This is a genomic window from uncultured Campylobacter sp. (genome assembly GCF_938045595.1).
Lineage (GTDB): Bacteria > Campylobacterota > Campylobacteria > Campylobacterales > Campylobacteraceae > Campylobacter_B.
The window spans coordinates 1-25,056 of the sequence record NZ_CALIBB010000096.1 but is presented as its reverse complement, the minus strand read 5'-3'; the positions used below and the strand labels follow the sequence as shown (position 1 = coordinate 25,056).

The following is a 25,056-nucleotide window of genomic DNA, read 5'->3' as shown; positions in this document are numbered from 1 at the left end:
TCTTGCGAGGCATCGAGTTAAATTTAAAGCGGGGGAAATTTTACGGGATTTTGGGTCCTAACGGCTGCGGCAAAAGCACCTTGCTAAAAAACATATTGCAAATTTTAAAGCCCGCAAGCGGAATCATCGAAATAAACGGCAAAAAAGCAAGCGAATATAGCCTCAAAGAGCTTGCCGCGCTCATCGGCTTCGTGCCGCAAAAAACAGCCCTCGCAGCCGCGCTGAACGTGAATGAAATTTTACTTGCGGGCAGATTTTGCCGCCTAAAAAGCGCATTTAGCGGCTACGATGCGAGCGATCACGCTAAAGTGGAGCAAATGGCAGAGCTTTTGGATGTGAAAAAATTTTTAAATCGCAGCGCATTTGAGCTAAGCGGCGGGGAGTTCGGGCGCGTGCTGCTTGCCAGAGCGCTCGTAAGCGAGCCTGAAATTTTACTGCTCGATGAGCCCACGGGCGCGCTAGATATGAACTACGCGATCGAGGCGATGAGCATCTGCGAAAACCTGACGCGCTCTTTAAATTTAACGAGCGTCATCGTGCTGCACGATCTAAATTTAGCCTCGCTGTTTTGCGATGAAATTTTGATGCTAAAAGATGGCGCAGTGAGGTATCGCGGTAGCGCGAGCGAGCTTTTTACGCCGCAGATCATAAAAGAAATTTACGGCTTTGACGCCCTGATAGTCGAAAATTTGGGAACCAAATTTATCTTACCGCAAAAGGAGAAAATGTGAAAAAAATTCTTATAGCTTTGCTCTCGGCGAGCTTTGTATTCGCCAAAGGTCTAGTCGTACTTGATCCCGCCGCAGTCGAGATCATCTACGCTTTAGGCGCGCAGGATCAGATCGCTGCGATCTCAACTACCTCGATGAGCAAGATCCGCCCGGAGGCAGAAACCGCGAAACTGCCTAGCGTAGGCACCTACGTAAAGCCGAATATGGAAAAGATCGTCGAACTTAAGCCCGATCTGGTCATCACGAGCTTTCACTCCGCGGGCGTGAGCGATAGCCTACAAAAGCTCGGTCTTAAGAGCCTTACGATGGATGCGAACTCCACCGCAGACATCTGCCAAAACGTAAAGAAGATCGCTGCAATCGTAAAAAAAGAGAGCGAGGCGGATAAAATTTGCGCGCGGATGGATGGAATTTTTGCAGACAAACCCGCTCTTCGCGGTAAAAAAGTAGCGCTATTTTTCGGCTCAAACGCCACTATGGCCTTTAACGACAAAACCCTAGTAGGCGATATCTTCGCTCGCCTAGGCGCCAAAAATATCGCAGACGGCCTAAAAGGCAGCACGCCTTCGGTATCTGCCGAATACATCCTCGAGCAAAACCCCGATATAATCGTCGTCGTGGGCGGCGAGACGGAGGATTTTTTAAAGGCAAATCCGATCCTTAGCAACACCAAAGCGGTAAAATCGGGCAAAATTTTAAAGGCCCCGACGCTCATCTTGCGGGGCAGCCCGCAGATCGGCGAGACGGTGGATGAAATTTACGCGGAGGCAACGAAATAGATGTTTAAAGAACGCATTAAATCCCACCATCGCTCCAAGCTTTTCGAGAGCGTCTCCGCGAGCGAAAATGAGCTGTTCGACGCGCTGGAGCAGCCTGCGAAAGACAGCGATTGCGTAATCTATCTGCATGTGCCCTTTTGCGACAACATCTGCTCGTTTTGTTCGATGATGCGCTCCAAACTCGGCGACGAGCTGGACGAATACGCTAAATTTTTGATCCGCCAGATCAAAGACTACGGCGAGATGCCCTATTTCGATACCAAAAGCGTTAAAAGCATTTACTTCGGCGGCGGCACGCCGAGCGTCTTTAGCGAGACGCACTTTGAAAAGGTTCTGGGCGCGCTGCATAAAAATTTCAAGATCGCGGACGACTGCGAGATCAGCATAGAAACCACGCTGCATAATCTAGATACGCAAAAAGCGCTCGCCCTACAAAGCTTCGGCGTAAACCGCTTTAGCATCGGCGTGCAGACCTTCAGCAGACAGGGGCGCGCGCTTTTAAACCGAGTGCATAAGCCCGCTCGCGCAATCGAGCGACTGAAGGATCTTAGAGAAAAATTTGACGGCATGCTCTGCTGCGACATCATCTACAACTTCCCGGGCGAAAGCGTGGAGGAAGCGCTAGAGGACGCGCACTACGTAGATGAGCTAGGTCTAGATAGCGCTAGCTTTTACTCGTTGATGTTTTTCGAAGGCTCGGAGCTATCCAAAAAGATCGACACCTCCTACTACGATCTGCCGACTGATAAAAAGCTGCACCATGCCTTTGCAGAGGCGCTACTGCAAAGCGGGAATTTCGAGGTTTTGGAGCTTACCAAACTTGCTCGAAAAGGTCGCGATAACTACGGCTACATCAAGCTAAGCCACAAGGGCACGGATATCCTGCCTATCGGCAACGGCGCGGGCGGACACGTAGCGGGCTTCGGAATTTACGGCGTGTCGGGACACAAGATGATCTCGCGAATCGATGAGCGCGAGGCAAAATATAGCGCGCTAAACAATCTGTTTCAATACCCGATCGTAAGCTTAAACGAGCTAAAAGAGGCTCTGAGTGCGAGCATTTACGACGAAGCGGTGCAAAAGCTCAAAGAATTTGAGAACTGGGGGCTTTTGGAGCTTAAGGATGAAAAATCGGTCTTAAACTTGGATGGAGTTTTTTGGGGCAACAACATCAATGAAGAGATAGCAAACATCATTAGAAAGGATTTTGTATGAAAAAAATCGTGCTTTACACCTCGCAAACGGGTAACACGAAAAAGGTGGGCGACGCGATCGCCGAGCAACTAGGCTGCGAGAGTCTAAATTTCCGCGACTTTGAAGGCGAGGTCGATGACTACGATTTCATAGCCTTGGGCTTTTACGTCGATAAGGGCGAAGCCGAAGCGAAATTTATGCGCTTTTTACGCAAGATTCACGGCAAGAAGCTTGGCGTTTTTATGACTCTGGGCGCAGAGCCGGACGGCGAGCACTCGCGCAAGTGCCTGGATACCTTTGAAGAGGGGCTTAAAGCAAACGGCAATGAGATCATAAGGGAGTTTGCCTGCCAGGGCGCGATCGATCCGAATCTACTTGAAACGATGCGCAAAATGGCCTCTAGCGGCAACTCGCCCCATCCTATCACTCCCGAGCGACTTGCACGCTGGGCGGAGGCTGCGAAACACCCCGACGAGAAGGATTTGGCGGACGCAAAGGCAGCATTTGCGGGGATAGAATAAAATTTAAAGCAAGCCGTGCAAACCGCTACGCGGCGCGAACAAAATCAAATCATTACTCGTCCCCTCCCGCGATTTACGCGATTTAAAATTTTATCTTTGCTAAATTTGAACGACAAATTTCATTCCTACAAGCAAATTTGCCGCCGCAGAAGCAGGTCTTGCTCTAGAATTTAAACGATAAAATTTCATTTCACGCGCAACGGATCAAACAATGCCGCCGACCTTGCGCCGCTAATGCGCGCTCTGAGCGACGAAAAGCCCGTTTTTGTAAGCGACTGCGAGTGCTGCGAGTGCTGCCGTCATCCAAAACACTGCCCACCATTTTGCGACGGCCTGAGCGCAAAAATCCGCTTCTGCGAGCAAGTGAGCAAGTAGACTGCGAGCTCTGCGGTCGCGATCATCGGCTACCCCTGTCGTCACACGCCGTGGGTGTCGCTGTCAGACGCCGCTCTCCCGCCGCGCGATACCCATCCACCGCTACTAACCGCCCGCGCGACAACCCGTCGCCGCTCATCGCCCTGCCGCTTTGTCGCTGTACCGAATCCAAACCGAACCGCTAAATTTTAAATTCTACAAAAGTCTCATCGCGCGTAAATTTTAATTCGGCAAATGCGCAAAATTTAGGTAAAATTCCACCCAAACGCTTTGACGGTCAAAATTTAAAGGGGCGAAAATGACGAATTTCGAGTACGCTAGTCGCATTAACGAGGCTGCGGGGCTAGATTTAAGCTTAGATTGCGAAGAGATCGATCTGCAGGATAAGCTTTACGGGCTTTTTAGTGCTTTATGCCTGACGGCACGGGCGTAGATGCAGTGTTTGCGCCGCTGCAAAACGGCACCGAGCTGCAAGCACGCATAATGCCGATCTACGCAGTCACGGCGCAGCAGACGCGGGAAGCGTTCGATCAAGGCGTGGCGCCCGGATATTTTTGCCCGCCGCAGGATCCGAAATTTGATGACGAAGCGCTTAAGAGTCTAGCTTTAGCGTACGTTCGAAATTTAAAAATTTTCGCCGAGTTTCTCGGCGATGACGAGCTTTTAGAGATGCTTGAGCAGATAAAATCCGCTCGAGTGCAGAAAGGTTTTGATTTTGCGCATAGTAAAGACGAACTTGCGGACGCCGTCTATGAGGCGATCACGTAGTGGATGATAGATATGCCTAAGCTCGATGCGAAGCTATGGGTGCTCGGCGAGGCGTATTATTCGATCGACTGCGACTACCTGCTCTCGGCATACTTGCAGTATCCAAACTATGCGCAAAGGCCGCAGGAGGACTTTTTGAAGCCCTACTTCGAGCTGTATCTAGCGGGGCGACAGGTCGCGTCTGAGCAGGGCGAGGTCGTGGTTTTCACGCGCTAAATTTACGCAGGCAAGGAAGCGAACGAGCACCCGCAAGCGGCTAAAATTTGAGTCTTTTAAAAAAAAGGAAGTGAGCTACGCCCACGAACGGCTAAAATTTAAGTTCGGCAAGTATGGGCACAAATGCTTATAGCATATCCCAAAAAAACCTGCGTCGTAATCGAGCAATCTAGCAGGTTGTCTACGTCGCGTCAAGTCGCTTAAAATATTTCTGCTTTGCGTAGCCGCCGCTTTCAGCACCTTGCTAGAGTAAAATCTCAACACATCGTTGATGTTTGGATAATTGAATTTCTTCCATCACTCTGCTGCCCTCACTTTGTATGAGGTACTCAAATAATTTACTTGTGCTAACGCTTGTTAGTTAGAATTCATCTAAATTTTAAAGAGGAATTTTGACGCAGAATTTTATGGAATTTCGCTGCCGCAAATCTCACAATCGATAAAATTCTATCGATTTACGCTCTTAAATTTACTCAAATCGCCGCCTGTTTTATAAAATTCTTCAGCGTCGATCATAGTGCCGTCGGGCAGCTTACAAACGGTGTAGTCCACGCCGTTGCCGTCTTTGCGGACGATCAGCTCGCCGCCGTTTTTGATACAAAAATCCCCAGCAGCGCTAGCCTCTGCGCTCACCGAAGTGAAAGCGCCCACCGTAAGCGCTACTGCAAAAAATCTCTTAAAACTCATTTAAATCCTTTCGTTTAATTTTGCCCGTTTTTAGGGTTAAGCTTAAATTTAGACGCTAGATACGCTAAACCTGCGCCTACATAAATAAACCGCCTTCCATCCTCGAACACCGATAATAGCGTTTTAAATGTTAAATCCTACCTAATAAATCCCAGCAGCGCCAAGTCCGCTCGCCGCTGTAAAATCAAAGCCATCAGACTTCATCCAATGCAAAATTTAACATCATAAATTTTGTCTTCAATAAAATTTTAGCGGTGAAATCTAAGCCATACCAAAGCTATTTCTGCCGTAAAATACCGGCTATAAAAGCGAGAGTTATCACAAATACCAGCTCAGCGGCAAAGGCAAGCGCGGATCCTAAACAATCTCGTCTATAAGCGCGAGCTGCGTTCAAATCCTTTAAATTTAACCGCCGCTAGCCGTTTTTGCGCGCAAACTCGCTCATAAAGGAGACTAGTTTTTCAATGTTTTCGTAGTTTATCGCGTTGTAGATCGAGGCGCGGATGCCGCCTAAGACGCGGTGTCCTTTAAGCCCGATCATCCCCTCCGCCTCCGCTTGCGCGACGAAAACCGGCTCAAGCGCGGCGTCTGCGATATTAAAGCTCACATTCATCAGGCTGCGGCTCTCCTTTTGCGCGTGGCCGCGGTAGAAGCCGCCGCTAGCATCGATCGCGCCGTAGAGTAGCGCCGCTTTGCGCTTGTTGCGCTCGTGCATTGCCGCGAGCCCGCCGATTTCGTCCTTGATCCAGCCGAGCATTAAATTTAGCATGTAAATTCCGAAAGTATTCGGGGTGTTGCTCATCGAGTCCGCATCCGCCTGCGTCTTGTAGCGCAGGATCATCGGCGTTTTGGGGTTCGCGCGATCCAGCAGATCCTTGCGGATCGCAACCATCGTAACGCCCGCGGGGCCGCCGTTTTTCTGAATGCCGCCGTAAAACATCCCCACGCTGCTAAGATCCACGGGGCGCGAAAACAGATCGCTCGAGCTATCGACTACGAGCGGGCAGGCGCACTGCGGCAGCTGCGGATACTGCGTGCCGTAGATCGTGTTATTCGAGCAGATGTAGCCGTAATCGGCGTCGTCAGAAAATTTAACCTCGGGGATGCGGTCGAATTTACTATCCTCGCTGCTTGCGACCACGCGGTAGTTTATGCCGAGCACGCCCGCTTCCTTGATCGCCTTGCTCGTCCAGTTGCCCGTGTTGGCGTATTCTGCGACGCCGCCTGCGTATAGGTTCATCGGCACCTGCGCGAACTGAAGGCTCGCACCGCCTTGTAAAAACAAAATCGTAAAATCATCCGAAAAGCCGTAGAGATCGCGTACGCGGTCCATCGCACTATGCAAAACTTCCTCGAAAATTTTTGTGCGGTGCGAGATCTCCATTATCGAAAATCCGCGCCCCGCGTAGTTTAGCAACTCCTCTTGCACCTGCTTTAGCACGCCCAGCGGGATGGTGCTAGGTCCTGCGCTAAAATTTAAAACCCTATCCATTTTACCTCCTTTAGATGATTTTTGCGTTTTTGCTGAGCTGCTGCGAGCAAAGGACGAACTCGTCGCCCGCGGCAAGCTCGCCCAAGCTCACCGTTTTGCCGCCCTTTTGGATTTGAACGAGATCCTTTGTGATCTCAAAAAATTTTGCCTTTTGCGCCAAAAGCTCATCCTTAGCGCTTAGCATGTGCTCTGCGGCGCTTAGCTTGGAGTCCACGAAGCTTTTAAATTTAAGCTCGAAATTTAAAAGCCTGGCAAGCGAGCCTGAAATTTTTGGCTCGACCGATTTTGATTTAAGCTGTAAAGCTGCGAAGCTCAGCACGTTTTGTGCGGATGAAATTTTATCTTTTATCAGCCTATCAAGTGCGTCGCTTACGCCATCTAGGCTCTGAAATATCGCGCAAATATCGGGCAACAGATCGATCATCGCGGCGGTGGGCGTGAGGCTTCGGTGATCGGCTACGAAATCGCTGATGCTAAAATCGATCTCGTGCCCGACCGCCGAGATGACGGGCGTTTTGGCTGCGTAGATCGCGCGCGCCAAGGCCTCGTCGTTGAAGCACCACAGATCCTCGCGCGAGCCGCCGCCGCGAGCGATGACGATCGCATCGTAGCCCTTCTTGTCGGCTACGCGCAATGCGCTTATGATCGAAGTAGACGCGCCCTCGCCTTGCACTAGCGCGTTATACAGATCGATCTTGCAAAGCGCGAAGCGGTCCCGCGCCGTGCGAAGCATATCTGCCTGCGCCGCTGAGCCCGCGCTCGTGATGATCGCGATGCTTTGGGCAAATTTCGGAAGCTGTTTTTTATGCGAGGCATCAAAAAGCCCCTCTTTGCTAAGCCTTTCTTTTAGCGCGGCAAACGCCGCTTCTAGCTCGCCCTCGCCGCTTTTGCGGATATTTGAGGCCTGGATCTGATACGCGCCCGTGGGGGCGTATAGCGAGACCTTGCCGCTTACGATGAGCTTATCGCCCACGGCGGGGATAAAATTTATCCGCGCGGCGTTAAATTTAAACATCGCGCAATCGATCGCCGCGCTCGCGTCTTTGATCGTAAAATACCAGTGCCCGCTCGTGCTTTGGATTTTAAACTTAGATATCTCGCCCTCGACCTCGACGAAGCTAAAACTCGTCTCCAAAAGTGCCTTGGCTTGGGCGTTTAGCTCGCTTACACTAAGCATCGTCGCTCTTCCGTGCGATTTTTTCCGCGATGAAAAGCGTGCTGACGTCGAAGCTGAAGCCCTTTTGCACGCGCAGCTCAAAGCCCGCGTTTTTGAGCTTTTCGCTAAAGCTCGCGGCGTCTAGGAAGCTGCCGATGGAGCTTGGCAGATACTCGTAGGCTTCTTTGTTTTTCGAGATGAAGGCGCCGATTTTGGGCAAAATTTTGCTCACGTAAAAATCTCTGATTTTAAACGCGAGCCCGCCGCTTGCGGCTTTGGTAAATTCCAAAACCACGAGCGAGCCGCCCGGTTTAATGACGCGATTAAACTCCGCAAGCGCTGCGTCCAGCTCCACGACGTTTCTTATGCCGTAGCTGATGCTTAAAATATCCACGCTTGCATCATCTAGCGTCGTAGCGCCCGCGGTTGCTTTGATAAACTCGCAGCCTGGGAATTTTTGCCTCGCTACTTCAAGCATCCCCTCGCTCGGATCGACCCCCACGATCCGCTCGATCTGCACGCCGTGCTGCGCCGCGCCGTCGCGCCACGAGCTTATCATATCACCCGTGCCGCACGCGACGTCGGCGATACTCACGAGCTCTCCCTTAAGCTTTTCAAGCGCCAGCTCGACCGCTTTTTTGCGCCACGAAACGTCCACGCCGAAGCTGATGGCGCGGTTTGCCAGATCGTAGGTAGGCGCGATCTCATCGAACATCTTTATGATTTTTTCCTGTTTTTGCACGGGCTTTCCTTATTCGTATGCTTTGATTTTGCGCAGCGATTTTTTCAGCGCGCGCAAAAGAGCTTCTTTTTCATTTAAAATTTTTTCTTCCAGCTCGGCGCGGCGGTCGTTTAAGCGGGCGTCCAGAGCCAGCAGGTACGCAAACGCGACGCCGCTTTTATCGCTTGCTTTTTGATAGATCGCGATGAAATTTTGCCACACACTGATATCTTGCAGCGCGCCGAAATCCTCGCAGGCGGCCTTGGTGCGCTTAAACAGATCTCTGACGCAGCCTTCATCAAAGCTTCTTGCAAAAATTTCAAGCGCGTATCGCAGCCTCTTTAGCCCTATACGCGCGTCGTGAAATGCCTGCAGCGATGAGCCTTGCTTTAAATTTTTTAGCTCCGCGCGCAAGCTTTTAATCAGCTTGCAAAGGCGGGCGGATGCGAACTTTTTTGAAATTTTTTCATATTCGCTACGCGCGTAGATGCCGTCTGCGCCGTTTAAAAAGCCGCTAATAACGCCGCTTAAATCCGCAAATTCCGCGCTAGAAAGAAATTCTAAAATTTTATTCTCCGAGCGCTTTGTGATAAGATTTAGCTGCTGTAAAAAGCTCGCAGGCGCGTCGTCGGCCTTTAAAAACTCCGCAAAAACGTGGAGGTCTCGCAGCTGATTGGTGCGGCTCATAAATTCTGCGAGTAGTTTTAAAATTTTATCCTTTTTTTCAGCTTCGAAAAGCGGCGCAGATAGCTTCAAAACCGCTCTAAATTTACGAATCTGCACGCGCAGCTCGTGAAGAGCTTCGGGGGCTAGGCTTTTTTGATACTCGCTTTTTGCGCCGCACGCCCTCGTCCACGCTAGCTCAAGCGCCAAACGCGCAAGCTTAACGCTGTCCGCATAGGGCGGCGCGAAAAATTTAACTCGGCTAAATTTTTTAAAAACGTTGCGGGCGTGCGCGAAATCAAGCGAGCGCGGCGGTACGCCGTAGCGCGCCAGATAGCGGCTTTTGTAGCGGTAATCGTCGGTGATCTCGCAAAAATCGGTGCTGCCGAAGGTTTTTACAAAATCAAAATTTGTGCTTGCCGCCTCGCTTTGAAATTTCGCTCGTAAAATCACGAGCGTACTTAACTCTCCGCCGTAAAGCTCTAACCAAAACTCCGCCTCGTCGTTAGCAAAGCCGTAGCGGTTCTTTTGCACGACGCGGGCGATCCTGCTTTTTAAAGCCTCTTTGAAATCATCTTTTGAAATTTTAAAATTTAGAGTTTGTCTGTCGAGATCCTCTTTTCTGTGGTGCAAAGAGCATTCGTCGTTTTGGCGGATGTAGTAAATTTCGGGATAGAACGAAGTATAAAACCAAGCGATCTTTACCTTGCGACATTTCAGCCCCGCACGCTCTAGCGTCCGCAGAATCGAATCGTCGCTCAATAAAAATTTACGCTTAGTTTGCATACCCGCTCCAAAAATAAAGTGGGTAATAATAGCAGAAAATTCTTTAAACTATCTACACTTTTCGCAGTCTTCGACCGTAGCCGTGATATTTAGCTTGCGGATGAAATTGCCCGCTTTGCGCTCGATGTTTTTCAAAACGTCCTTATTAAAGGCATCGTCCATGAAAAGATCCGTGACGTTGCCGCATTTTTCGCATACGACGTGGATGTGCGGCATCTGATAGATGTCGTAGCGGCTCTTTTTATTCGGCGCATTGACCTCGACTACAACGCCTTCGTCGAGCAGGGTGTTTAAATTTTTATAAACCGTCGCTAGCGAAATAGATGGATAGTCCTCTTTGATCCCCTCGTATAGGTCCTCTATGCTTGGATGCTCGTGGCGATCAAGTACCTTTAGGATACATAATCTTTGCGGAGTTGCTTTCAAACCGCAGGTTTTGAGTAGTTCTACGTGGCTCATTTTTGTCCTTCAAAAATTTTAAAGTGATATTATCAAATTTTACTTTAAACAAAGTTGATATTAACTAATACTTTTTATCACTTAATATTCGCTCGGTTAGAGTTTGGATATCCAAGCCCAAGCTGCGCTCCACGTCGGCGGTCTTGCCGTGCGGTAAAAAGATATCAGCAAACTCGAAGCTTACGATCTTTACGTCCGAAATTTCATTTTCCTGCAAAAATGCGCTTAAAATTTCACCGACGCCGCCTTTTTTGGCGTTGTCGCTAAAGACGTACCAAATTTTATCCTTGCGGGCTAAATTTCGCAAAAACTCGCCGTCCAAAGGTTTTGCAAATACTAGATCCACTACGTCCGCCTCCATCTGCCCCTCCAGCGCCTCAGCCGTTTTATACGCCCTACCTGCGCCGTTTCCGTAGCCGATGAACGCTACTCGCGCGCTATCGCTGCGCTTTAAAAACACCGATTTTGCAAGCTCTACTGCAGACGCGCCGGTCTCGTCGCAGTCCAAGATAAAGCTTCCGCGCGGATAGCGGATCGCCAAAACCCCCTTATGCGCGTAGGAGTACTCGATGATCCGTTTAAAGCTCGTCTCGTCACGCGGCGCGCACATACTGACGTTTGGGATCGCGTTTAAGAAGCTCACGTCAAAGACTCCCTCGTGCGTCTCGCCGTCCTCGCCCACGATGCCCGCGCGATCCATCGCAAGGACTAAGCTTAAGTTCATAATCGCCGCGTCGTGGACGATCTGATCGAATGCGCGCTGCATGAAGGTCGAATATATCGTAACGTACGGCTTAAAACCTTCGCGCGCCATCGCAGCCATCGAGCTTAGCGCGTGAGGCTCAGCGATCGCGACGTCCCAGAAGCGGTGGGGAAATTTCTCGATCAGCTTATCCATACCCGTGCCGCTTGGCATCGCGGCGGTTACGCCCACGACGTTTTCATGTTTGGCGGCTAAGCTTAAAAGCGCTTCGGCGTAAATTTGCGTGGCGCTTTTGGTGGCGGATTTTTTTTTAAATTCTCCGCTTTGAATGTCGAAAGGTCCTACGCCGTGCCAGCTCTCCAAATATCCTTCAGCCTTGTCATATCCCTTGCCTTTGATCGTTTGAGCGTGCACGACGACGGGTTTGCGCGCGCTTTTTGCCGTCTTTAGCGCAGATATTAGATCCTCTAGATTATGCCCGTCCACGGGACCGATATAATCAAGCCCCAGCTCCTCAAAATACATCCCAGGGATGATGAGCTTTAAGGAATTTTCAAAGCGCTTTGCCATATATGTCGCGCTTTGCGGAGCGTGAGAGAGCAGCTCTCTTACGTGGGATTTAAATTTTTGATATGTCTCGCCCGCCATCGCTTGGCTTAGGTATTTGCTAAAGGCGCCGATAGGCTTGCTGATGCTCATTTTATTATCGTTTAGGATGATGATGCAGGGCAGGCGCAGATCGCCTAGCTCATTCATCGCCTCATAAGTCATGCCGCCGCTCATCGAGCCGTCGCCGATGAGCACGACCGGCACGCGATCTTCGCGCTTTAGGCTTATCGCTTTTGCCGCACCCACGGCTAAAGAGATTGACGTCGAGGCGTGTCCTGCGACGAAGTAATCAAATTTGCTCTCGCTAGGCTTAGTGTAGCCGCTGATACCGCCAAACTGCCTAAGCGAGCCGAACTCCTCCCAGCGATCCGTCAAAAGCTTGTGCGCGTAGCTTTGGTGGCTTACGTCGAAGATAAACGGATCGTTCGCGGCGTCGAATACGTAGTGCATCGCCACGATGAGCTCGACTGCGCCCATGTTTGAGCTTAAATGGCCGCCGTTTTTGCTCACGACTTCGATGATACGCGCTCTGATCTGCGCACAGAGCTCTCGTAGCTCCTCTAGGCTTTTATTTTTAATATCCACTCAAAATCTCTCCCAAAGCGCCCAAGACGCGATCGTTTTGCTCAGGCGTACCGATCGTGATGCGCACGGCGTTTAGCCCGTAGCTTTTTAAATTTCTAATGATGATGCCGCGGCGCAGAAGCCTATCGCAAAGCTCGCTACTATCTAGCGGCGTGCTAAGTTTGAACGTGATGAAATTTGCGTAGCTAGGGATAAATTCTAAATTTCGCTCGCGCGCAAAATCTTCAAAGCGGCTCATCTGCGCGGCGTTGTTTTGCAGGCTCTTTTGCACGAAAGCCTCGTCTTTTAGCGCCGCAATCGCCGCTGCGAGGCTAAGCGTCGTGATGTTAAAGGGCGGTCGCAGCTTATAAAGCGCGTTTATGATTACGCGCGGCGCGATGCCGTAGCCTACGCGCATACCGCCCAGGCCGTAAACCTTTGAGAAGGTGCCTAGATAGAGCACGTTTTTAAAATTTTGAATTAAAAATTTCGGATCGAGCTTTTTGCGCTCATCTTTAAACGCCGCAAATTCGTTGTACGCGGCATCGATCACCAAAAGCGTATCCTCATCCACGCTACCGGCGAACTCATACACCGCCTCCGCATCCAAGCACTCGCCAAGCGGGTTGTTCGGCACGCACAAAAAGATGACCGAAATTTCATCCCTGTGCGCGTTATAAATTTTTAAAAGTTCGGCTAGGTCGTGCTTCTGCGCGTTCGTTTTGTAAACTTTAGCCTCGCAGTGGCTTGCGTAGATGCCGTACATCGCAAAGGTAACGCCCGCTTGCAGTATGGCGTGGCGCGAATTGAGCTTGGCGTGCAGCGCAAACTCGATGATCTGATCGCTGCCTGCTCCGATGATGATATTTTGCGGCTCTACGCCGAATTTCGAGGCGAGCGCGCCCTTTAGCTCATACATCGAATCGTCCGGGTAGAGATGCGCGCAGGCGGCGTTTTGCGCGATCGCCTCCTGCACCGCCTCGCTCGTGCCGAAGGGATTTTCGTTGCTGGCAAGCTTTAGCACGTCCTGCTTGCGGATACCAAACTCCCGCACCACAAGCTCGATCGGCTTGCCCGCTTCGTAATTGCTTAGATTTTCTACAAATTCGTTAAATTTCATCACTCCCCTCCGTTTATATAGCTTCCCAGCCAGGTGATTTCGTGGCCGTTTTTCTGTGCGTTTTGCAGCACGCGCGCCACGCGTTCGTCATCCACATGCCCCTCAAAATCGATATAAAAGATGCTTTTAAAATCCCTAAGCTTGACCGGGCGGCTTTCTAATTTGGTTAAATTTATACCCTCGTTGCGAAACATCTGCAAAAAGTCCACGAGTCCGCCCGGACGGTCGTCTGTTTTGGCTAGGATGCTCGTTTTGTTGCGGTCGCTCTTTTGGTTTTTAAAGTCGCTCAGCACGAAAAAGCGCGTGCGATTGGCGGAGTTGTCCTCGATCTTTTGAAACATCATCGGCACGCCGTAAAGATCGGCGGCGATCTTGGAGCAGATCGCGGCGGAGTGCGGCGTGGCAGCCGCCATCTGCGCCGCAAGCGCAGTTGATTTGGTCGCGGTAAATTTAACGCCGCTAAGGCCGTGATCGTCTAAAAATTTAAGGCACTGATTGTATCCTTGCGGATGCGAGAATATCTGCTCTACCGTGCTTACGTCGTCGCAGTGGCTCGCAAAGCAGTGGTGGATATCCATATAAATTTCGGCAACGATCTTGACGCCTTCGTATTTTCGCAAGCAATCAAGCGTCGCGCCCACTGCGCCTTCGGTATTGTTTTCGATCGGCACGACGCCGTATTTGGCCTCGCCGCTATCAAGCTCCTTAAAGACCGCCTCGATGTTTGAGAGCGGCAGATAGGAGCTTACTGCGCCGAAGCGGCTCTTGGCGGCTTGGTGCGAATAGGTGCCGAAAGGCCCTAAAAACGCGACGATCTGCGGCTTTTCTAAATTTCGCGAGACCGAGAAAATTTCAAAAAATATCGCCTCGATCGCATCTTTGCTTAGATTTCGCGCCTTTCCGCCGTCCAGCCTGCTGATGATCGAGCGCTCGCGCTCCGGGCGGTAGATCGCGCTGCCCGCGGTCTGCTTCAGCTCGCCGATCTTTTTGACAAACCCCATGCGCTCGTCGATAAGGCGCAAAATTTCATCATCCAGCCTATCGATACAAACGCGCAGATCATCGATGTTTTGCATCATAGCCCTCCTTTCGCTCGCCCCTAAATTTCGGTTTTAAAAATTTCACGCCGCCGCTCTTGCCGCAGGCTTTGAAATTCTTATCGCGCGAATTTAAAATTTCATCGCTTAAGATAGCTGCACCGCAACTTCCGCGCGCTAAGAAGGCGCGATAAAATTCGTCGCGACGAGATCTTAAATTTAAAGAGACGCAGTTAAAATTTAAAGCGGGGCTTCGTTCTGGCGTTAAATTTAGAGGCGCATTTTGTTCGGATTTGAAATTTGAAGCGCGGGTGTATTTGGGCTCCGAGTTTAAATCAGCAGTGCGTTTAAAATTTAGGGCTGCTTTCGTTGCGGCATTAAAATTTAAAGCCGCTGCGCGCTCGGGTTTGAAATTTAAGATCGCGCCCCGTTTTGGACGGCTCGCCGCGCGGCTCATACGAAATCCTTTTCGAGCGCGATTAGATCATCAAAGCTCTCGCGCTTTCTAATCAGGCGGTCCTGTCCGTCGTAAACCGCGACCTCGGCGGCGCGACAGCGGGTGTTGTAGTTGCTCGACATCGAAAAGCCGTAGGCGCCGGCGCTTTTGATTGCGAGCAGATCGCCGCTTTGCAGGCTAGGCAAGCTCACCCCTTTGGCTAGAAAATCGCCGCTTTCGCAGATCGGGCCCACGACGTCGCAGAGGCTTAAGCTCTCTGCAGAGCTTTGCGGCGCAGAATTATCCACGGCGGAGCTTAGATTAGAGGAATTCTGTGGCGCGAAATTTCCTTGCAAGCTTTGTGAAACGCCGTTTTGCGACGTAGAATTTTGCGGTGCGAAATCCTCTGAAATGGACTTAGCCTCGATGCCGAAAGCTTTGCTATGCGTGGAATTCTGCGCCGTGAAATTCTCGGCTAAATCTTGCGTAATGCCGCTTTGCCGAGAGGGATTTCGTGCCGTAGAATTCTCGGTATCGTTTTGGCTCGCGCAGCTTTCGCAGGCGAAATTCTGCTCGCTTACAAGCTCGATTTTATGGTGCGCGCCGTAGAGGCTCGGGCGTATGAGATCGTTCATCGCGCCGTCGATGATAACGAAGCGCTTGCCGCAGTTTTGTTTTTCGTAAAGCACGTGAGTAAGGAGGACGCCCGAAGCTCCCGTGATGAAGCGCCCCGGCTCGCACACAATCGTGATATCTAGACCGCTTAGGCTCTTTAAAATTCCTTGCGCATAGTCGTAGAGCACGATCTGCTTTTCATCCTCGTAGCGGATGCCGATGCCGCCGCCCACGTCGAAAAATTTTATATCGACCTCAAGGGCTCGCAGCTCGCGCAACAGATCGCTTACGATCTTTGCGGCGTCGCAGATCGGAGAAATGTCTGTAAGCTGGCTGCCGATGTGAAAGTGGATACCGACGGGATTTAAAAATTTGCTCTTTTTGGCGTAGATATACATCTTGCGCGCGGTCTCGATGCTGACGCCGAATTTATTCTCATTTAGCCCCGTGGAGATGTAGGGGTGGGTCTTAGCATCGACGTTTGGATTTACGCGGATGCTGATGCGAGCGGGCTTATTTAGCTTTTGCGCGATTTGCTCGAGGCGCAGCATCTCGGCTTCGCTTTCTAAATTTATCAGCAAGATGTCTGACTTTAGCGCAAACTCGAGCTCGCTGTCTTGCTTGCCGACGCCAGAGAATATGATCTTATAGCTCTTTGCGCCGATATACAGAGCGCGGCGCAGCTCGCCGATGCTGACGCAGTCAAAGCCGCTGCCCAGATTCGATAGAAATTTTAAAATGCTTAAATTCGAGCTTGCTTTAATCGCGAAGCAAACGAGCGACTTGCGTGCTACGAAGGCCTCTTTGAGCGCTATGAAATTCTTTTGTATCTCGTTAAAATCGTAAACGTATAAAGGAGTGCCGTATTTGCGGGCTAAGCTTGAATAATCCATAGAATTTCCACCGATAAATTTTGCGCCATTCTAACAAATCAAGGCTTAACGATGCTTAAAAACTAAAAATGCCGCGAAGCCTAATAGCGCTGTTATGGGCACGATAATGCCAAGTTCTGGGATGATGACGCCGTTGAGAGAAAACCTAATTAACACGAAAAGCACGCCCCAAGCGCATAGCGTAGCGATAAAAAATCCAAAGCTTAGTAGCGCAAGATTAAAAAATCGTCCCGTAACGGGCAAGTAATAATACAGCACCAATACTGCCAAAGGCGCAAACAATGGAAAAAATATCATATTATAAAGACTTGCTTTTATAGTAGAGATATTTACGCCTTGATGCGAAAAGGTGCGGATCGAACGCAAAGCATCCCTGATCGAATATACATTACTCGTATCATAAACGCTTGCAATTGAGCTTGGATCAAAGCCCTTAAGCGCCCCGCCCTGTACGCTAAACTCACTTCTTAATCCACTTCCTCCAAGCTTAAGCTGCGCTGGTAAAGTGGTGGTATTTACGTCGCGCAGATGCCAAATTTTACCTGCGTATTCGCCAGAGCTTGCGTGCGAGCGTGAAGCAACGGAGTTATCACCCACATCAAAGATCGTTATATCATTTGCGTTTTTGCCGTTTAGAGCTTTGATGTAGATATATTTACCCTCAAATTTCAAAAACATATCTCCCCCCGTAGGCGATAAATCGGTTAAATTCTTTTGAAATTTTAGCGAGTATGCAAACGGGGTGGAATTTAAAGCTATAAAGCCCGTAGTAATCGCAAGTGCGATCAAAAATGGAGGGATTATCAGAGAGTTTTTGCTAACTCCAAGCGCATAAAAGCTCACCAGCTCGTTGCTACGGATCATATTAAAGCCCATCAAAATAAGCGCAAAAATAAGACTTAGCGGTAGCGTGTAGCTAAGCGCGACTGCCGCGGTTAGAGCGATATACAAAAGAGCGGTATTCGCGCTTGAAGGAAAATCTTTGAGATTGGTAAGCACATCGATGCCTACGTAAAAGCACTCAAGGGCTATTAGAAGGATAAAAAAATACTTCAGATAGGAAAGAGCCGCGTATTTTACGTATAACTTCACACCCTAGCCTTTTTAATCGTAAATTTTTGCGCGATCTGCTCTATATCCGAGCAAATGAGCTCCTCTACCGCGCGCGCGACATAGGGTAAAATTTCGCTCAGCTTCTCACGCTCGCTTTCGTTAAAATTTCCGAGCACGAAATTTGCCGCGTCCTGCCCTTGCTGTTTTTTGCCCACGCCAATACGCACGCGCTCGTAATCCGCACCGATTAGCGCATCGATCGATTTGATGCCGTTGTGCCCGCCGCTACTGCCGCCTTTTTTAAATTTAACGGCGCCTAGATCCAAATCTATATCGTCGTGCACCACAATGATGCGCTCAGGCTTATAAAAATCATTCACCGCCTTTACGGAGTTGCCGCTTAAGTTCATAAAAGTTTGGGGTTTTAAAAGAAGCAGCGAGCCCTTTTTAAAAAGCTCGCCTTGGAATTTAGACGCGCCAAGCTCGCTAAAGCCGCCCGTCTTTAAAATTTCGTCGATTAGCATAAAACCGACATTGTGTCTGGTATCTGCGTATTTCTGAGCAGGATTCCCAAGTCCTGCGATCAGTATCATAGGCGCCCCTATTTAGCCGAAGTAACTCCGACTACCGCTACTGAGCCGTCTAGGATGATGCTGACGCCCTCTTTTACCGGAATGTCTCGGATCAAAAGCGAATCGCCTACGTCAAGATCGCTCACATCGAGCGTAAAATCGTTTGGTAGATCTTTGCCTGCGCATTTTACGGCGATACGGCGCTTGGATTGCACCAAAATACCTTTGTTTTTTAGCCCTTTAGCGACGCCAGTTACCTTAACCGGCACTAAATATTTGCTTACGACGTCATCCTGAACTACTCGCAAATCTACGTGAGTTAGGGTATTTGTGACGGGGTGCTTTTGGTATTCTTGCACTATAACGCGATATGTCTTACCGCCCACGCTAACCTCGAAAGGAAGATCTTCTTTTGCGCGCATAGCTTTGATAAAGTCGTTTACTTTAAACGCTGCGTTAATATTTTCAAATCCTTTCGCATAAATATTAGCGATTAGATAACCATCTCGTTTTAGGGATTTTGAAGCCCTTTTACCGATACTATCTCTAACGATACCTTCTAACATTAGGTTTCCTTTGTGAAAAAATGAAGCGTGATAATAGCTAAATGTTGCTTTAAATCTATTTAAGCGCCGCGATGAAATTTAGAAGTAAAATCGCACGGAATTTAGCCGATTAAATTTACGCTAAATCCCACAAAGCACGGCATATTTGTACGCAATAGGATAGATGAATTAAATTTCGCCTGCGCGGCGGCAGGCAGAATTCTTTAAAATCTTAAATTGCAAAAATTTAGAATTTTAAAATTTACGACTTAGCGGATCTCTTTTAGCTGTACGACTTCGCCTGCGAGCATCTCCTCGGCGCTCTCTCCGGATTCTGCTGCCAAATCCCTTTTTTTGGCAAGGTCCACGTTTTTGATCTGCAGATCGAGGTCGTTTCGTTTAGAGGCCTTATCCAGCGCCTCCTCGCGGGTAATGATGCCATCTCTGTAAAGATCAAGCAGGTGCTGATCGAAGGTCTGCATGCCGTAGGTGTTGCGACCATCGGCGATCGCGTCAGGAATTTCGTCGTCGCGCGCATCAAGTATCATATCCTTAATACGGGTGTTTTTGCGTAGAATTTCAACGACGGCTACGCGCTTGCCCTCGACAGTACGGGCAAGGCGCTGAGAGATGACCGCCTCTAGGACGGATGCTAGCGTCATTCGGATACGCTCCTGCTCGGCTTGCTCGAACATCGCAATGATTCGGTTTACCGTCTCTTTTGCGTCAATAGTGTGCACCGTCGAAAACACTAAGTGGCCCGTTTCTGCGGCGTGAAGCGCGGTCTCGATCGTTTCCAAATCGCGCATCTCGCCCACAAATATGACGTCTGGATCCTCTCGCAGCGCGGCGCGAAGCGAATCGGCGAAGTTGTTGCAGTCCTCACCGATAGCGCGCTGATTGATGATGCATTTATCGTCTTTAAATACGAACTCCACGGGGTCCTCGATCGTAACGACGTGGCTGGTTCTTTGTCTATTTATGCGATTGATCATGCTTGCGATCGTTGTCGTCTTTCCGCTTCCCGTAGGTCCCGTAAGTAGCACGACGCCGCGCATAGCCGTGTCACAAATATCTTTGATCGAAGGCGGCAGACCTAGATCGTCGATCTCTGGAATTTTAACCGGGATCGTTCGGAAAACCGCGCTGATACCGTCGATCTGAAAGAAAATATTAACGCGGAAGCGATAATCTTCGTTTAGCTTGTAGGTAAAATCCACGCTCTTTTTCTCGATAAGCTCAGGAAAGCGCGTGATGAGAAGCTCCTTAGCTAGCGTCATCGCGTCTTCTTTCAAAAATGGCGTTTTGCTAAATTTTACCAGCTCGCCGTGGATGCGCCCTCTGATAACCGCGCCCGATTTTATGTGAAGGTCGCTACCGCCGTTTTGGATTAGAAATTCCAAATATTTATTTAGCCTATCTCGCTGCTTAAAATCCAGCGTAGAAGCGTCAACTTGATACTGCGAATAATCTATAGAACCCGCCATCATTTCTCCTTTTTAAGTGTTTTTATTATCTCTTTAAATGCCTCTTCAAAAGCCGCTAGTCCGTCATCCAGCAGCTTTTTATATGCCTTTTTCATATCAATCTTCGCATCCGCTACGCGAGCGAAAAATTCCTCTATTTGCGCGTCGCTAGGCGGCATTTTGGGCTTTTGATCGCCGCTTATAAAGGCCTCTATCGTCTCAAGCGGCGCGGTGTTTACGCAGCCCGGATACATTAGCTCGCTTACGTAGTAATCCTTCGGCAGATCGTCTCCTTTTACGCCCGTACTCGCAAACAGCGGTTTTACGTAGTTTAAATTTTCTTTAGCGATGATATTGTAGCATTTTGAAGCGTTCATCGTGCCGATTTTGCCGGTAGAAAGGCCCGCCGCGGCCATTTTTTCATCCAGTAACCTATCGAAGCGGCTAACGAAGATGCTAATTACGGTTTTTGGTAAATTTGCCTTAGGGAAGTAGCGGCGAAAGCCCGCGATCCCCTCTTTTATCGCCTCGATACATTTTACGGTCTGCTCGGGCGAAAAAACCAAGGTCGCGTTTACGCTGATCCCCTTTTTTAGCAGATCGCGCATCGCTTCGTAGCCCGCCTTGGTCGCGGGGATTTTTATCATTACGTTTGGCATGCCGATCGTGCTATATAGGTGCTTGCCCTCGCGATACATCGCCTCGGCGTCGTCTGCAAAGCACGGATCAACCTCGATGCTCACAAAGCCGTCATCGCCGTTGATAAAATTTTTAAGCAGGCTCTCCGCCGCACTTCTGATGTCTGCGGTGGCTAAAATTTCATACAGCTTTTTAGGCTCTTTTTTTCTAAATTCCTCTTTAGCCGCATCGTATGCGGGGGAGCTTAGGATCGCGTTTTTAAAGATCGCAGGATTGGAGGTAGCGCCGTTAATTATTCCTTTTTTGATCAGCTCGTCGAAATCTTTATCGATAAAATCGCGCTCCAAAAAGTCGCACCAAAGGCTGAAATTTAGGGCTTTATCATACATATTTCATAATCTCCTTCAAATCCTTTTTTTCAATGCAGACGCTCGCCTCGCTTTTTAAAATTTCATTCGCGCAAAAGGCGATTTTAAGTCCCGCCTCGCGAAACATCGAAACATCGTTCGCGCCGTCTCCCACGCACATCACTTCGCTTGCGCTTAAACCCATCAGCGATTTAAGCTGCGCAAGCAGCGCCCCTTTTGAGTAGCCAAACATCATCTCGCCGCCGAAAAGCCCGGTTAAAATTCCGTTTTTTTCATGCAGATAGTTCGCAAAACTCGCGTCAAAACCCAGTTTTTTCTGCGCGGCGTCCGTGGCTAGATGAAATCCGCCGCTAAAGACGATCACTTTTATGCCTTTATTTTTCAGATACGCGATGATCTCGCTAGCGCCGCAAACGAAAGGCAGGCTTTCCGCGATAGCTTTAGCATCGCTAAGCTTCATCCCCTTTATCAGCGCCACTCGCTCGCTAAGGCTCTCAAAAAAATCAAGCTCGCCCGCCATCGCGCGCTTCGTAATTTCACTAACTTGTCGCTGCGTGCCCATTTTAGCGGCGAAAAAACCTATCGTCTCGCCGTCCATCAGCGTAGAATCAAAGTCGAAAACACAAAGCTTTATCATAAATATCCTCGCAAAAATTTAGGAATTATAGCTAATTTAAGTTTAAGTTTTTTGGAATTAGCATAAATTTTTCGCTTTTTGCGACCTTGTAAATTTTACTCCTGACCCCGAACGAGCATAAATTTATATATTTTTTTTCGCCGAAATATAAAATTTCATCTTGATGATAGTGCCCCTCGATGATTAAATTTGCCGCGTAAAAATCGATCTTCGGCGCGATTATATCCTTAAAATTTGGCATTTTTTTGTATAGGTTTTTCCCCTCTTGCGATTTTAAGATTACTTTTGAAATTTTAAATTTTAAAGCGCGATCGAGCAGATCCATAAATTTCAGAAAAGCTCTATTTCGTAGCGAAAGCAGCGCAAACTGCGTCAGGCGCGGCAAAAACAGATCGCCGTGCGCGATCTGCACCGCCTCGCCGCTCTCGCAGATAAATTTCACGGGCTGCGCGGCGTTTGGATAAACTTTTGCGCGGGGGAAAATTTCGCGCAGATTAAAATCGTGGTTGCCCTCGAAGTAAAAAATTTCGCATTTTCGCGACAGCTCGTTTATTAGCGCGATCTCCTCTTCGTAGAAGCGCTGCGCGTAGGTTGTGTTTGCCAAAAAATCAAACATATCGCCCATCATAAAAATTTGAGGCGGCAGGCTTTGCGCAGAACACAGCGCGTGCAAGAATTTCAAAAATTGCGGTCTGCTCGCGCCCGCGTGCGCATCGCCGATAAATATCGCGCCGGGTTTTATCGTCTGAATTTGATCATTTTGCATTTAGGCTCCGGCGCGTGACGGCTTTTGCAAAAAAGTTCATCGCTTAAATTCCGTGCGCGATGCGCGGCAGCGCCGTAGCTTCGGCGAATCCGCACATTAAATTTGCGTTTGCGACCGCCTGCGACGATGCTCCGCGCAAAAGATTATCGATCGCCGAGTTGATCCAAATTTTATCGCCCGCAGTTTTTACAAAAATATCGCAAAAGTGCGTCCCTGCGACGTTTTTTATACTCACGGGCTCATTTCTTACGCGCACGAAAGGCTCGTTTTCGTAAAACTCCCGCAGCACCGCCTCTGCGTCCACGCTCTTTTGCAGCACGCCGAACGCACTAACCAGCATTCCGCGCGTAATCGGCAGCAAATTCGGCACGAAAAGCGTGCTAAATTCTCCGCCTCTTAAAATTTGCAGCTGCTCCTTGATCTCGTCTGCGTGGCGATGCGAAATCGGTGAGTAGGCGCCCGCGTTTTCGTTCACGCTTACGAAATGGCTGCTCGTTTTAAGGACCTTGCCCGCGCCGCTTACTCCGCTTTTTGCGTCGATAAATACGCCGGTATCCGGATCGAGCAATCGCACGAACGGCGCGAGCGCCAAAATAGAGCAGGTGGGATAGCAGCCAGGATTTGCCGTAAGGCGCGCGACGCGGATCTTTTCGCGATTTAGCTCGGGCAGTCCGTAAACGGCGTGGGCTAAATTACGAGGGTCCAAATGCGCGGTGTAATTTTTCTCGTAAAGCTCGCGGCTTAGGCGGTAATCGGCGGATAGATCGACTACCTTGACGCTTTTAAATTTTAAAATTTCACGGGCAAATTCCATTGCTTTTTCATGCGGTAGCGCCAAGAAAATAAGATCACATCTTTGCGCCGCAACGCGAGCATCCGCGGCTTCTACGCGCATCTCAAACACGCCGCGCAGCTGCGGGAAAATCTCACTTATCTCACCATCTGTCGAAGCGCCCAAATACGAAATTTCAAAGCCCGGGTGAGAAAGTAGAGCCTTAATCAGCTCAAGCCCCGTATAACCGCTAACGCCGATGATGCCTACTTTTTTCACGCTAATTCTCAAATTTGATCGGCTTGTATTCGACGCTTAAAATTTCCACATCGCGCGTGCCTGATGGCAGCTGAAGCACCACCTCATCGCCCTCGGCTTTGCCTAAAAGCTGGCGCGCAAGCGGCGTGTTTATATTGATAAGTTTGCGCGAGATGTCCGCCTCGCTAAGCCCTACGATCGTGTAAACCTCCTCCCGCTCGGTCTCGACGTCCATAAAGGTAACGGTGGAGCCGAATTTTACGCGATCGTGCTCGTAGGTAGAGGGGTCGATAATTTTACTGCGAGAGACGATGTCGCTAAGCTCGGCGATACGCGAGAGCAAAAACGCTTGCTCTTCGCGCGCCGCGTGGTACTCGGCGTTTTCTTTCAGATCGCCATGTCCGCGCGCGATGTCGATCTGCTGCACTATGTGAGGCAGCTTCACGCTCTGAAGCTCCTTGAGCTCGGAGGTGATCTTTTCATATCCGTAAAGCGTCATTGGTTCTGTCGTCATAATCTTCCTTTCTTTTTATCAAATTATATAAGCTTTAGCCTTAAAATTTTAGCTCGCAGGCTGCGTTAAAATTTTTGCCACGTTTTCGCTGGAGCCGAATTTCAGATAATCTCGCAGCTTTTCGCTCGCAAGTTTAAATTTCGCGGCGTCGCAGCGCTCGTATGCGGCGAGTAGGTTTTGCGCGCTTACTTCGGATTGCAAAAGCTCCTCATGTAGCGGCTCCTCGCCCAAAAAATCAAAAATAATATTCGCAAGCCCCACGTGCTTTAGCTTTACGAGCTTTCGCGCGAGCCAAACGTCAAACGCGCGCGCTTTGTAGCACAGCACGAACGGAGTGCCGATGAGCGCCGCCTCAAGCGTCGCCGTACCCGAGCAGATGAAGGCAAAATCGCAATCCTTAAGCGTGGCGGGAGTATCGTTTACGATGCTAAAGCCGTCCAGAGGCCCGTAAATTTCATCTCTTTGATCCATCAGATGCGGCGGGATTATCAAGACTCGCTCGCTATTTTCAAATTTAGGCGCAAGGGCTCTAAAAATCGGCATCAGTCTTGAAATTTCAGCTCTGCGCGAGCCGGGCATAAAAGCGATCTTGCCCTGTTTTTCGTAGCTTGTTTTTTGGAATTTTATCTCATCAAGCAGCGGATGCCCCACGAAAGAGTACTTTGCGGTTTTAGCGCTTTGCTCGCTCGGACGCGCGGCATACTCTTTCGGCGCAACATTTTTATCTTTTGCTTCTTGTAGCGAGGCGTCTTTGCTTTCCGCTTCTTGCGGCACGGCGCCTTTATCTCCCTTGCAATCCGCGCCGAAAAATTTTGCCTCAAAAGGCCAGATGGAGAGTAGATTGTCGCAAAACGCCTTCAGCTTCTCCGCTCTGTGCTGCTTCCATGCCCAAACCTGCGGCAGGATATAATATGAAATTTCCGCGCGCGCGCCGCTTTCTT

Annotated in this window: 29 protein-coding genes; 7 read left to right on the top strand and 22 right to left on the bottom strand. The window is 49.5% G+C overall.

All coding sequences use genetic code 11. From position 1 onward, the window contains the following. Positions 1–2: 2 nt before the first annotated feature. From Q0340_RS04030 to Q0340_RS04015, 4 genes are read left to right on the top strand one after another with little or no spacing between them, the layout of a single operon-like run. Positions 3–731, top strand: coding sequence for an ABC transporter ATP-binding protein (locus Q0340_RS04030; protein WP_298082258.1), 729 nt, complete (start codon positions 3–5; stop codon positions 729–731). After that, the gene (locus Q0340_RS04025) at positions 728–1,510 is read left to right on the top strand and encodes an ABC transporter substrate-binding protein (protein WP_298082257.1); all 783 of its coding nucleotides are present in this window, start codon (positions 728–730) and stop codon (positions 1,508–1,510) included. Before Q0340_RS04030 ends, Q0340_RS04025 begins: the two co-directional genes overlap by 4 nt. Next, the gene (locus tag Q0340_RS04020) at positions 1,511–2,725 is read left to right on the top strand and encodes a radical SAM protein (RefSeq protein WP_298082256.1); all 1,215 of its coding nucleotides are present in this window, start codon (positions 1,511–1,513) and stop codon (positions 2,723–2,725) included. Next, complete coding sequence (locus Q0340_RS04015; RefSeq protein WP_298082255.1) at positions 2,722–3,225, top strand: flavodoxin family protein; 504 nt, start codon at positions 2,722–2,724, stop codon at positions 3,223–3,225. The genes Q0340_RS04020 and Q0340_RS04015 overlap by 4 nt, the downstream gene beginning before the upstream one ends. A gap of 231 nt (positions 3,226–3,456) precedes the next feature. Here Q0340_RS04015 and Q0340_RS04010 read toward each other — a convergent pair whose 3' ends face one another. After that, positions 3,457–3,645, bottom strand: coding sequence for a hypothetical protein (locus Q0340_RS04010; protein WP_298082254.1), 189 nt, complete (start codon positions 3,643–3,645; stop codon positions 3,457–3,459). A gap of 253 nt (positions 3,646–3,898) precedes the next feature. Here Q0340_RS04010 and Q0340_RS04005 point away from each other — a divergent pair, with 253 nt between their 5' ends. Genes Q0340_RS04005 through Q0340_RS03995 form a run of 3 tightly spaced genes read left to right on the top strand, consistent with a single transcriptional unit; the run spans position 3,899 to position 4,584 of the window. Beyond that, positions 3,899–4,033 carry a hypothetical protein gene (locus tag Q0340_RS04005; RefSeq protein WP_298082253.1) on the top strand — a complete coding sequence of 45 codons (135 nt, stop codon included), beginning with the start codon at positions 3,899–3,901 and terminating at the stop codon, positions 4,031–4,033. Beyond that, complete coding sequence (locus Q0340_RS04000) at positions 4,012–4,368, top strand: hypothetical protein (protein ID WP_298082252.1); 357 nt, start codon at positions 4,012–4,014, stop codon at positions 4,366–4,368. The genes Q0340_RS04005 and Q0340_RS04000 overlap by 22 nt, the downstream gene beginning before the upstream one ends. A 3-nt stretch (positions 4,369–4,371) precedes the next feature. After that, a complete protein-coding gene (locus Q0340_RS03995) occupies positions 4,372–4,584 on the top strand; it encodes a sodium:solute symporter (protein ID WP_298082251.1) in 213 nt (70 codons plus the stop codon). Between the two features lie 447 nt (positions 4,585–5,031). Here the strand turns inward: Q0340_RS03995 and Q0340_RS03990 are convergent, their stop codons facing one another. The 21 genes from Q0340_RS03990 to Q0340_RS03890 all read right to left on the bottom strand — a co-directional run. Next, positions 5,032–5,271, bottom strand: a complete 240-nt coding sequence (locus Q0340_RS03990; protein WP_298082250.1) for a DUF333 domain-containing protein — start codon at positions 5,269–5,271, stop codon at positions 5,032–5,034. A gap of 415 nt (positions 5,272–5,686) precedes the next feature. Beyond that, a complete protein-coding gene (gene serC, locus Q0340_RS03985; RefSeq protein WP_298082249.1) occupies positions 5,687–6,763 on the bottom strand; it encodes a 3-phosphoserine/phosphohydroxythreonine transaminase in 1,077 nt (358 codons plus the stop codon). Positions 6,764–6,773: 10 nt separating this feature from the next. Beyond that, the gene (xseA, locus tag Q0340_RS03980; protein WP_298082248.1) at positions 6,774–7,940 is read right to left on the bottom strand and encodes an exodeoxyribonuclease VII large subunit; all 1,167 of its coding nucleotides are present in this window, start codon (positions 7,938–7,940) and stop codon (positions 6,774–6,776) included. After that, the gene (gene ubiE, locus Q0340_RS03975; RefSeq protein ID WP_298082247.1) at positions 7,933–8,661 is read right to left on the bottom strand and encodes a bifunctional demethylmenaquinone methyltransferase/2-methoxy-6-polyprenyl-1,4-benzoquinol methylase UbiE; all 729 of its coding nucleotides are present in this window, start codon (positions 8,659–8,661) and stop codon (positions 7,933–7,935) included. The genes xseA and ubiE overlap by 8 nt, the downstream gene beginning before the upstream one ends. Positions 8,662–8,670: 9 nt before the next feature. After that, a complete protein-coding gene (locus tag Q0340_RS03970; protein WP_298082246.1) occupies positions 8,671–10,089 on the bottom strand; it encodes a CHAD domain-containing protein in 1,419 nt (472 codons plus the stop codon). A 48-nt stretch (positions 10,090–10,137) separates the two neighbouring features. Continuing rightward, a complete protein-coding gene (locus Q0340_RS03965) occupies positions 10,138–10,548 on the bottom strand; it encodes a Fur family transcriptional regulator (protein ID WP_297880504.1) in 411 nt (136 codons plus the stop codon). A 64-nt stretch (positions 10,549–10,612) separates the two neighbouring features. Beyond that, entirely contained in the window at positions 10,613–12,445 is a 1,833-nt protein-coding gene (gene dxs / locus Q0340_RS03960; protein WP_298082245.1) for a 1-deoxy-D-xylulose-5-phosphate synthase, read from the bottom strand. Beyond that, a complete protein-coding gene (gene hisC / locus Q0340_RS03955) occupies positions 12,435–13,544 on the bottom strand; it encodes a histidinol-phosphate transaminase (protein WP_298082244.1) in 1,110 nt (369 codons plus the stop codon). The genes dxs and hisC overlap by 11 nt, the downstream gene beginning before the upstream one ends. Beyond that, positions 13,544–14,620 carry a prephenate dehydratase gene (gene pheA, locus Q0340_RS03950; protein WP_298082259.1) on the bottom strand — a complete coding sequence of 359 codons (1,077 nt, stop codon included), beginning with the start codon at positions 14,618–14,620 and terminating at the stop codon, positions 13,544–13,546. Before pheA ends, hisC begins: the two co-directional genes overlap by 1 nt. Further along, positions 14,604–15,038, bottom strand: a complete 435-nt coding sequence (locus tag Q0340_RS03945) for a hypothetical protein (RefSeq protein WP_298082243.1) — start codon at positions 15,036–15,038, stop codon at positions 14,604–14,606. Before Q0340_RS03945 ends, pheA begins: the two co-directional genes overlap by 17 nt. Next, a complete protein-coding gene (lysA, locus tag Q0340_RS03940; RefSeq protein ID WP_298082242.1) occupies positions 15,035–16,525 on the bottom strand; it encodes a diaminopimelate decarboxylase in 1,491 nt (496 codons plus the stop codon). Before lysA ends, Q0340_RS03945 begins: the two co-directional genes overlap by 4 nt. 45 nt (positions 16,526–16,570) lie before the next feature. Next, complete coding sequence (locus tag Q0340_RS03935; RefSeq protein ID WP_298082241.1) at positions 16,571–17,617, bottom strand: LptF/LptG family permease; 1,047 nt, start codon at positions 17,615–17,617, stop codon at positions 16,571–16,573. Next, positions 17,614–18,171 (bottom strand): aminoacyl-tRNA hydrolase, encoded by a 558-nt coding sequence (gene pth, locus Q0340_RS03930; protein WP_297923961.1) that lies wholly within the window; start codon positions 18,169–18,171, stop codon positions 17,614–17,616. Before pth ends, Q0340_RS03935 begins: the two co-directional genes overlap by 4 nt. A gap of 8 nt (positions 18,172–18,179) precedes the next feature. After that, positions 18,180–18,716 (bottom strand): 50S ribosomal protein L25/general stress protein Ctc, encoded by a 537-nt coding sequence (locus Q0340_RS03925; protein WP_177388523.1) that lies wholly within the window; start codon positions 18,714–18,716, stop codon positions 18,180–18,182. Positions 18,717–18,964: 248 nt separating this feature from the next. Beyond that, entirely contained in the window at positions 18,965–20,182 is a 1,218-nt protein-coding gene (locus Q0340_RS03920; RefSeq protein WP_297880012.1) for a PilT/PilU family type 4a pilus ATPase, read from the bottom strand. After that, positions 20,182–21,189, bottom strand: a complete 1,008-nt coding sequence (locus Q0340_RS03915; protein ID WP_298082240.1) for a transaldolase — start codon at positions 21,187–21,189, stop codon at positions 20,182–20,184. The genes Q0340_RS03920 and Q0340_RS03915 overlap by 1 nt, the downstream gene beginning before the upstream one ends. Next, on the bottom strand, positions 21,182–21,805 hold the full coding sequence (gene serB / locus Q0340_RS03910; protein ID WP_297880525.1) for a phosphoserine phosphatase SerB: 624 nt from the start codon (positions 21,803–21,805) through the stop codon (positions 21,182–21,184). Before serB ends, Q0340_RS03915 begins: the two co-directional genes overlap by 8 nt. Before the next feature lie 31 nt (positions 21,806–21,836). After that, positions 21,837–22,571: a UDP-2,3-diacylglucosamine diphosphatase gene (locus Q0340_RS03905; RefSeq protein ID WP_298082239.1), complete on the bottom strand. Its 735-nt coding sequence runs from the start codon at positions 22,569–22,571 to the stop codon at positions 21,837–21,839. A 43-nt stretch (positions 22,572–22,614) separates the two neighbouring features. Beyond that, positions 22,615–23,622, bottom strand: a complete 1,008-nt coding sequence (gene argC / locus Q0340_RS03900; RefSeq protein WP_298082238.1) for an N-acetyl-gamma-glutamyl-phosphate reductase — start codon at positions 23,620–23,622, stop codon at positions 22,615–22,617. Position 23,623: 1 nt separating this feature from the next. Further along, positions 23,624–24,115, bottom strand: coding sequence for a transcription elongation factor GreA (gene greA / locus Q0340_RS03895; RefSeq protein WP_177388511.1), 492 nt, complete (start codon positions 24,113–24,115; stop codon positions 23,624–23,626). Between the two features lie 48 nt (positions 24,116–24,163). Further along, a partial coding sequence (locus Q0340_RS03890) for a DUF354 domain-containing protein (RefSeq protein ID WP_298082237.1) occupies positions 24,164–25,056 on the bottom strand: 893 nt, incomplete at its 5' end.

Excerpts from the sequence above, each read along its gene's own strand:
- Q0340_RS03905 (WP_298082239.1), bottom strand. The coding sequence starts at position 22,571 with ATGCAAAATGATCAAATTCAGACGATAAAACCCGGCGCGATATTTATC.
- hisC (WP_298082244.1), bottom strand. The coding sequence starts at position 13,544 with ATGAAATTTAACGAATTTGTAGAAAATCTAAGCAATTACGAAGCGGGC.
- pheA (WP_298082259.1), bottom strand. The coding sequence starts at position 14,620 with ATGCAAAACATCGATGATCTGCGCGTTTGTATCGATAGGCTGGATGAT.
- pth (WP_297923961.1), bottom strand. The coding sequence starts at position 18,171 with ATGATACTGATCGCAGGACTTGGGAATCCTGCTCAGAAATACGCAGAT.
- Q0340_RS03925 (WP_177388523.1), bottom strand. The coding sequence starts at position 18,716 with ATGTTAGAAGGTATCGTTAGAGATAGTATCGGTAAAAGGGCTTCAAAA.
- serB (WP_297880525.1), bottom strand. The coding sequence starts at position 21,805 with ATGATAAAGCTTTGTGTTTTCGACTTTGATTCTACGCTGATGGACGGC.
- Q0340_RS03995 (WP_298082251.1), top strand. The coding sequence starts at position 4,372 with ATGATAGATATGCCTAAGCTCGATGCGAAGCTATGGGTGCTCGGCGAG.
- Q0340_RS04000 (WP_298082252.1), top strand. The coding sequence starts at position 4,012 with ATGCCTGACGGCACGGGCGTAGATGCAGTGTTTGCGCCGCTGCAAAAC.
- xseA (WP_298082248.1), bottom strand. The coding sequence starts at position 7,940 with ATGCTTAGTGTAAGCGAGCTAAACGCCCAAGCCAAGGCACTTTTGGAG.
- Q0340_RS04005 (WP_298082253.1), top strand. The coding sequence starts at position 3,899 with ATGACGAATTTCGAGTACGCTAGTCGCATTAACGAGGCTGCGGGGCTA.
- Q0340_RS03965 (WP_297880504.1), bottom strand. The coding sequence starts at position 10,548 with ATGAGCCACGTAGAACTACTCAAAACCTGCGGTTTGAAAGCAACTCCG.
- greA (WP_177388511.1), bottom strand. The coding sequence starts at position 24,115 with ATGACGACAGAACCAATGACGCTTTACGGATATGAAAAGATCACCTCC.
- Q0340_RS03945 (WP_298082243.1), bottom strand. The coding sequence starts at position 15,038 with ATGAGCCGCGCGGCGAGCCGTCCAAAACGGGGCGCGATCTTAAATTTC.
- Q0340_RS04015 (WP_298082255.1), top strand. The coding sequence starts at position 2,722 with ATGAAAAAAATCGTGCTTTACACCTCGCAAACGGGTAACACGAAAAAG.
- lysA (WP_298082242.1), bottom strand. The coding sequence starts at position 16,525 with ATGGATTATTCAAGCTTAGCCCGCAAATACGGCACTCCTTTATACGTT.
- Q0340_RS04020 (WP_298082256.1), top strand. The coding sequence starts at position 1,511 with ATGTTTAAAGAACGCATTAAATCCCACCATCGCTCCAAGCTTTTCGAG.
- serC (WP_298082249.1), bottom strand. The coding sequence starts at position 6,763 with ATGGATAGGGTTTTAAATTTTAGCGCAGGACCTAGCACCATCCCGCTG.
- Q0340_RS03970 (WP_298082246.1), bottom strand. The coding sequence starts at position 10,089 with ATGCAAACTAAGCGTAAATTTTTATTGAGCGACGATTCGATTCTGCGG.
- Q0340_RS03990 (WP_298082250.1), bottom strand. The coding sequence starts at position 5,271 with ATGAGTTTTAAGAGATTTTTTGCAGTAGCGCTTACGGTGGGCGCTTTC.
- Q0340_RS03915 (WP_298082240.1), bottom strand. The coding sequence starts at position 21,189 with ATGTATGATAAAGCCCTAAATTTCAGCCTTTGGTGCGACTTTTTGGAG.
- Q0340_RS03920 (WP_297880012.1), bottom strand. The coding sequence starts at position 20,182 with ATGGCGGGTTCTATAGATTATTCGCAGTATCAAGTTGACGCTTCTACG.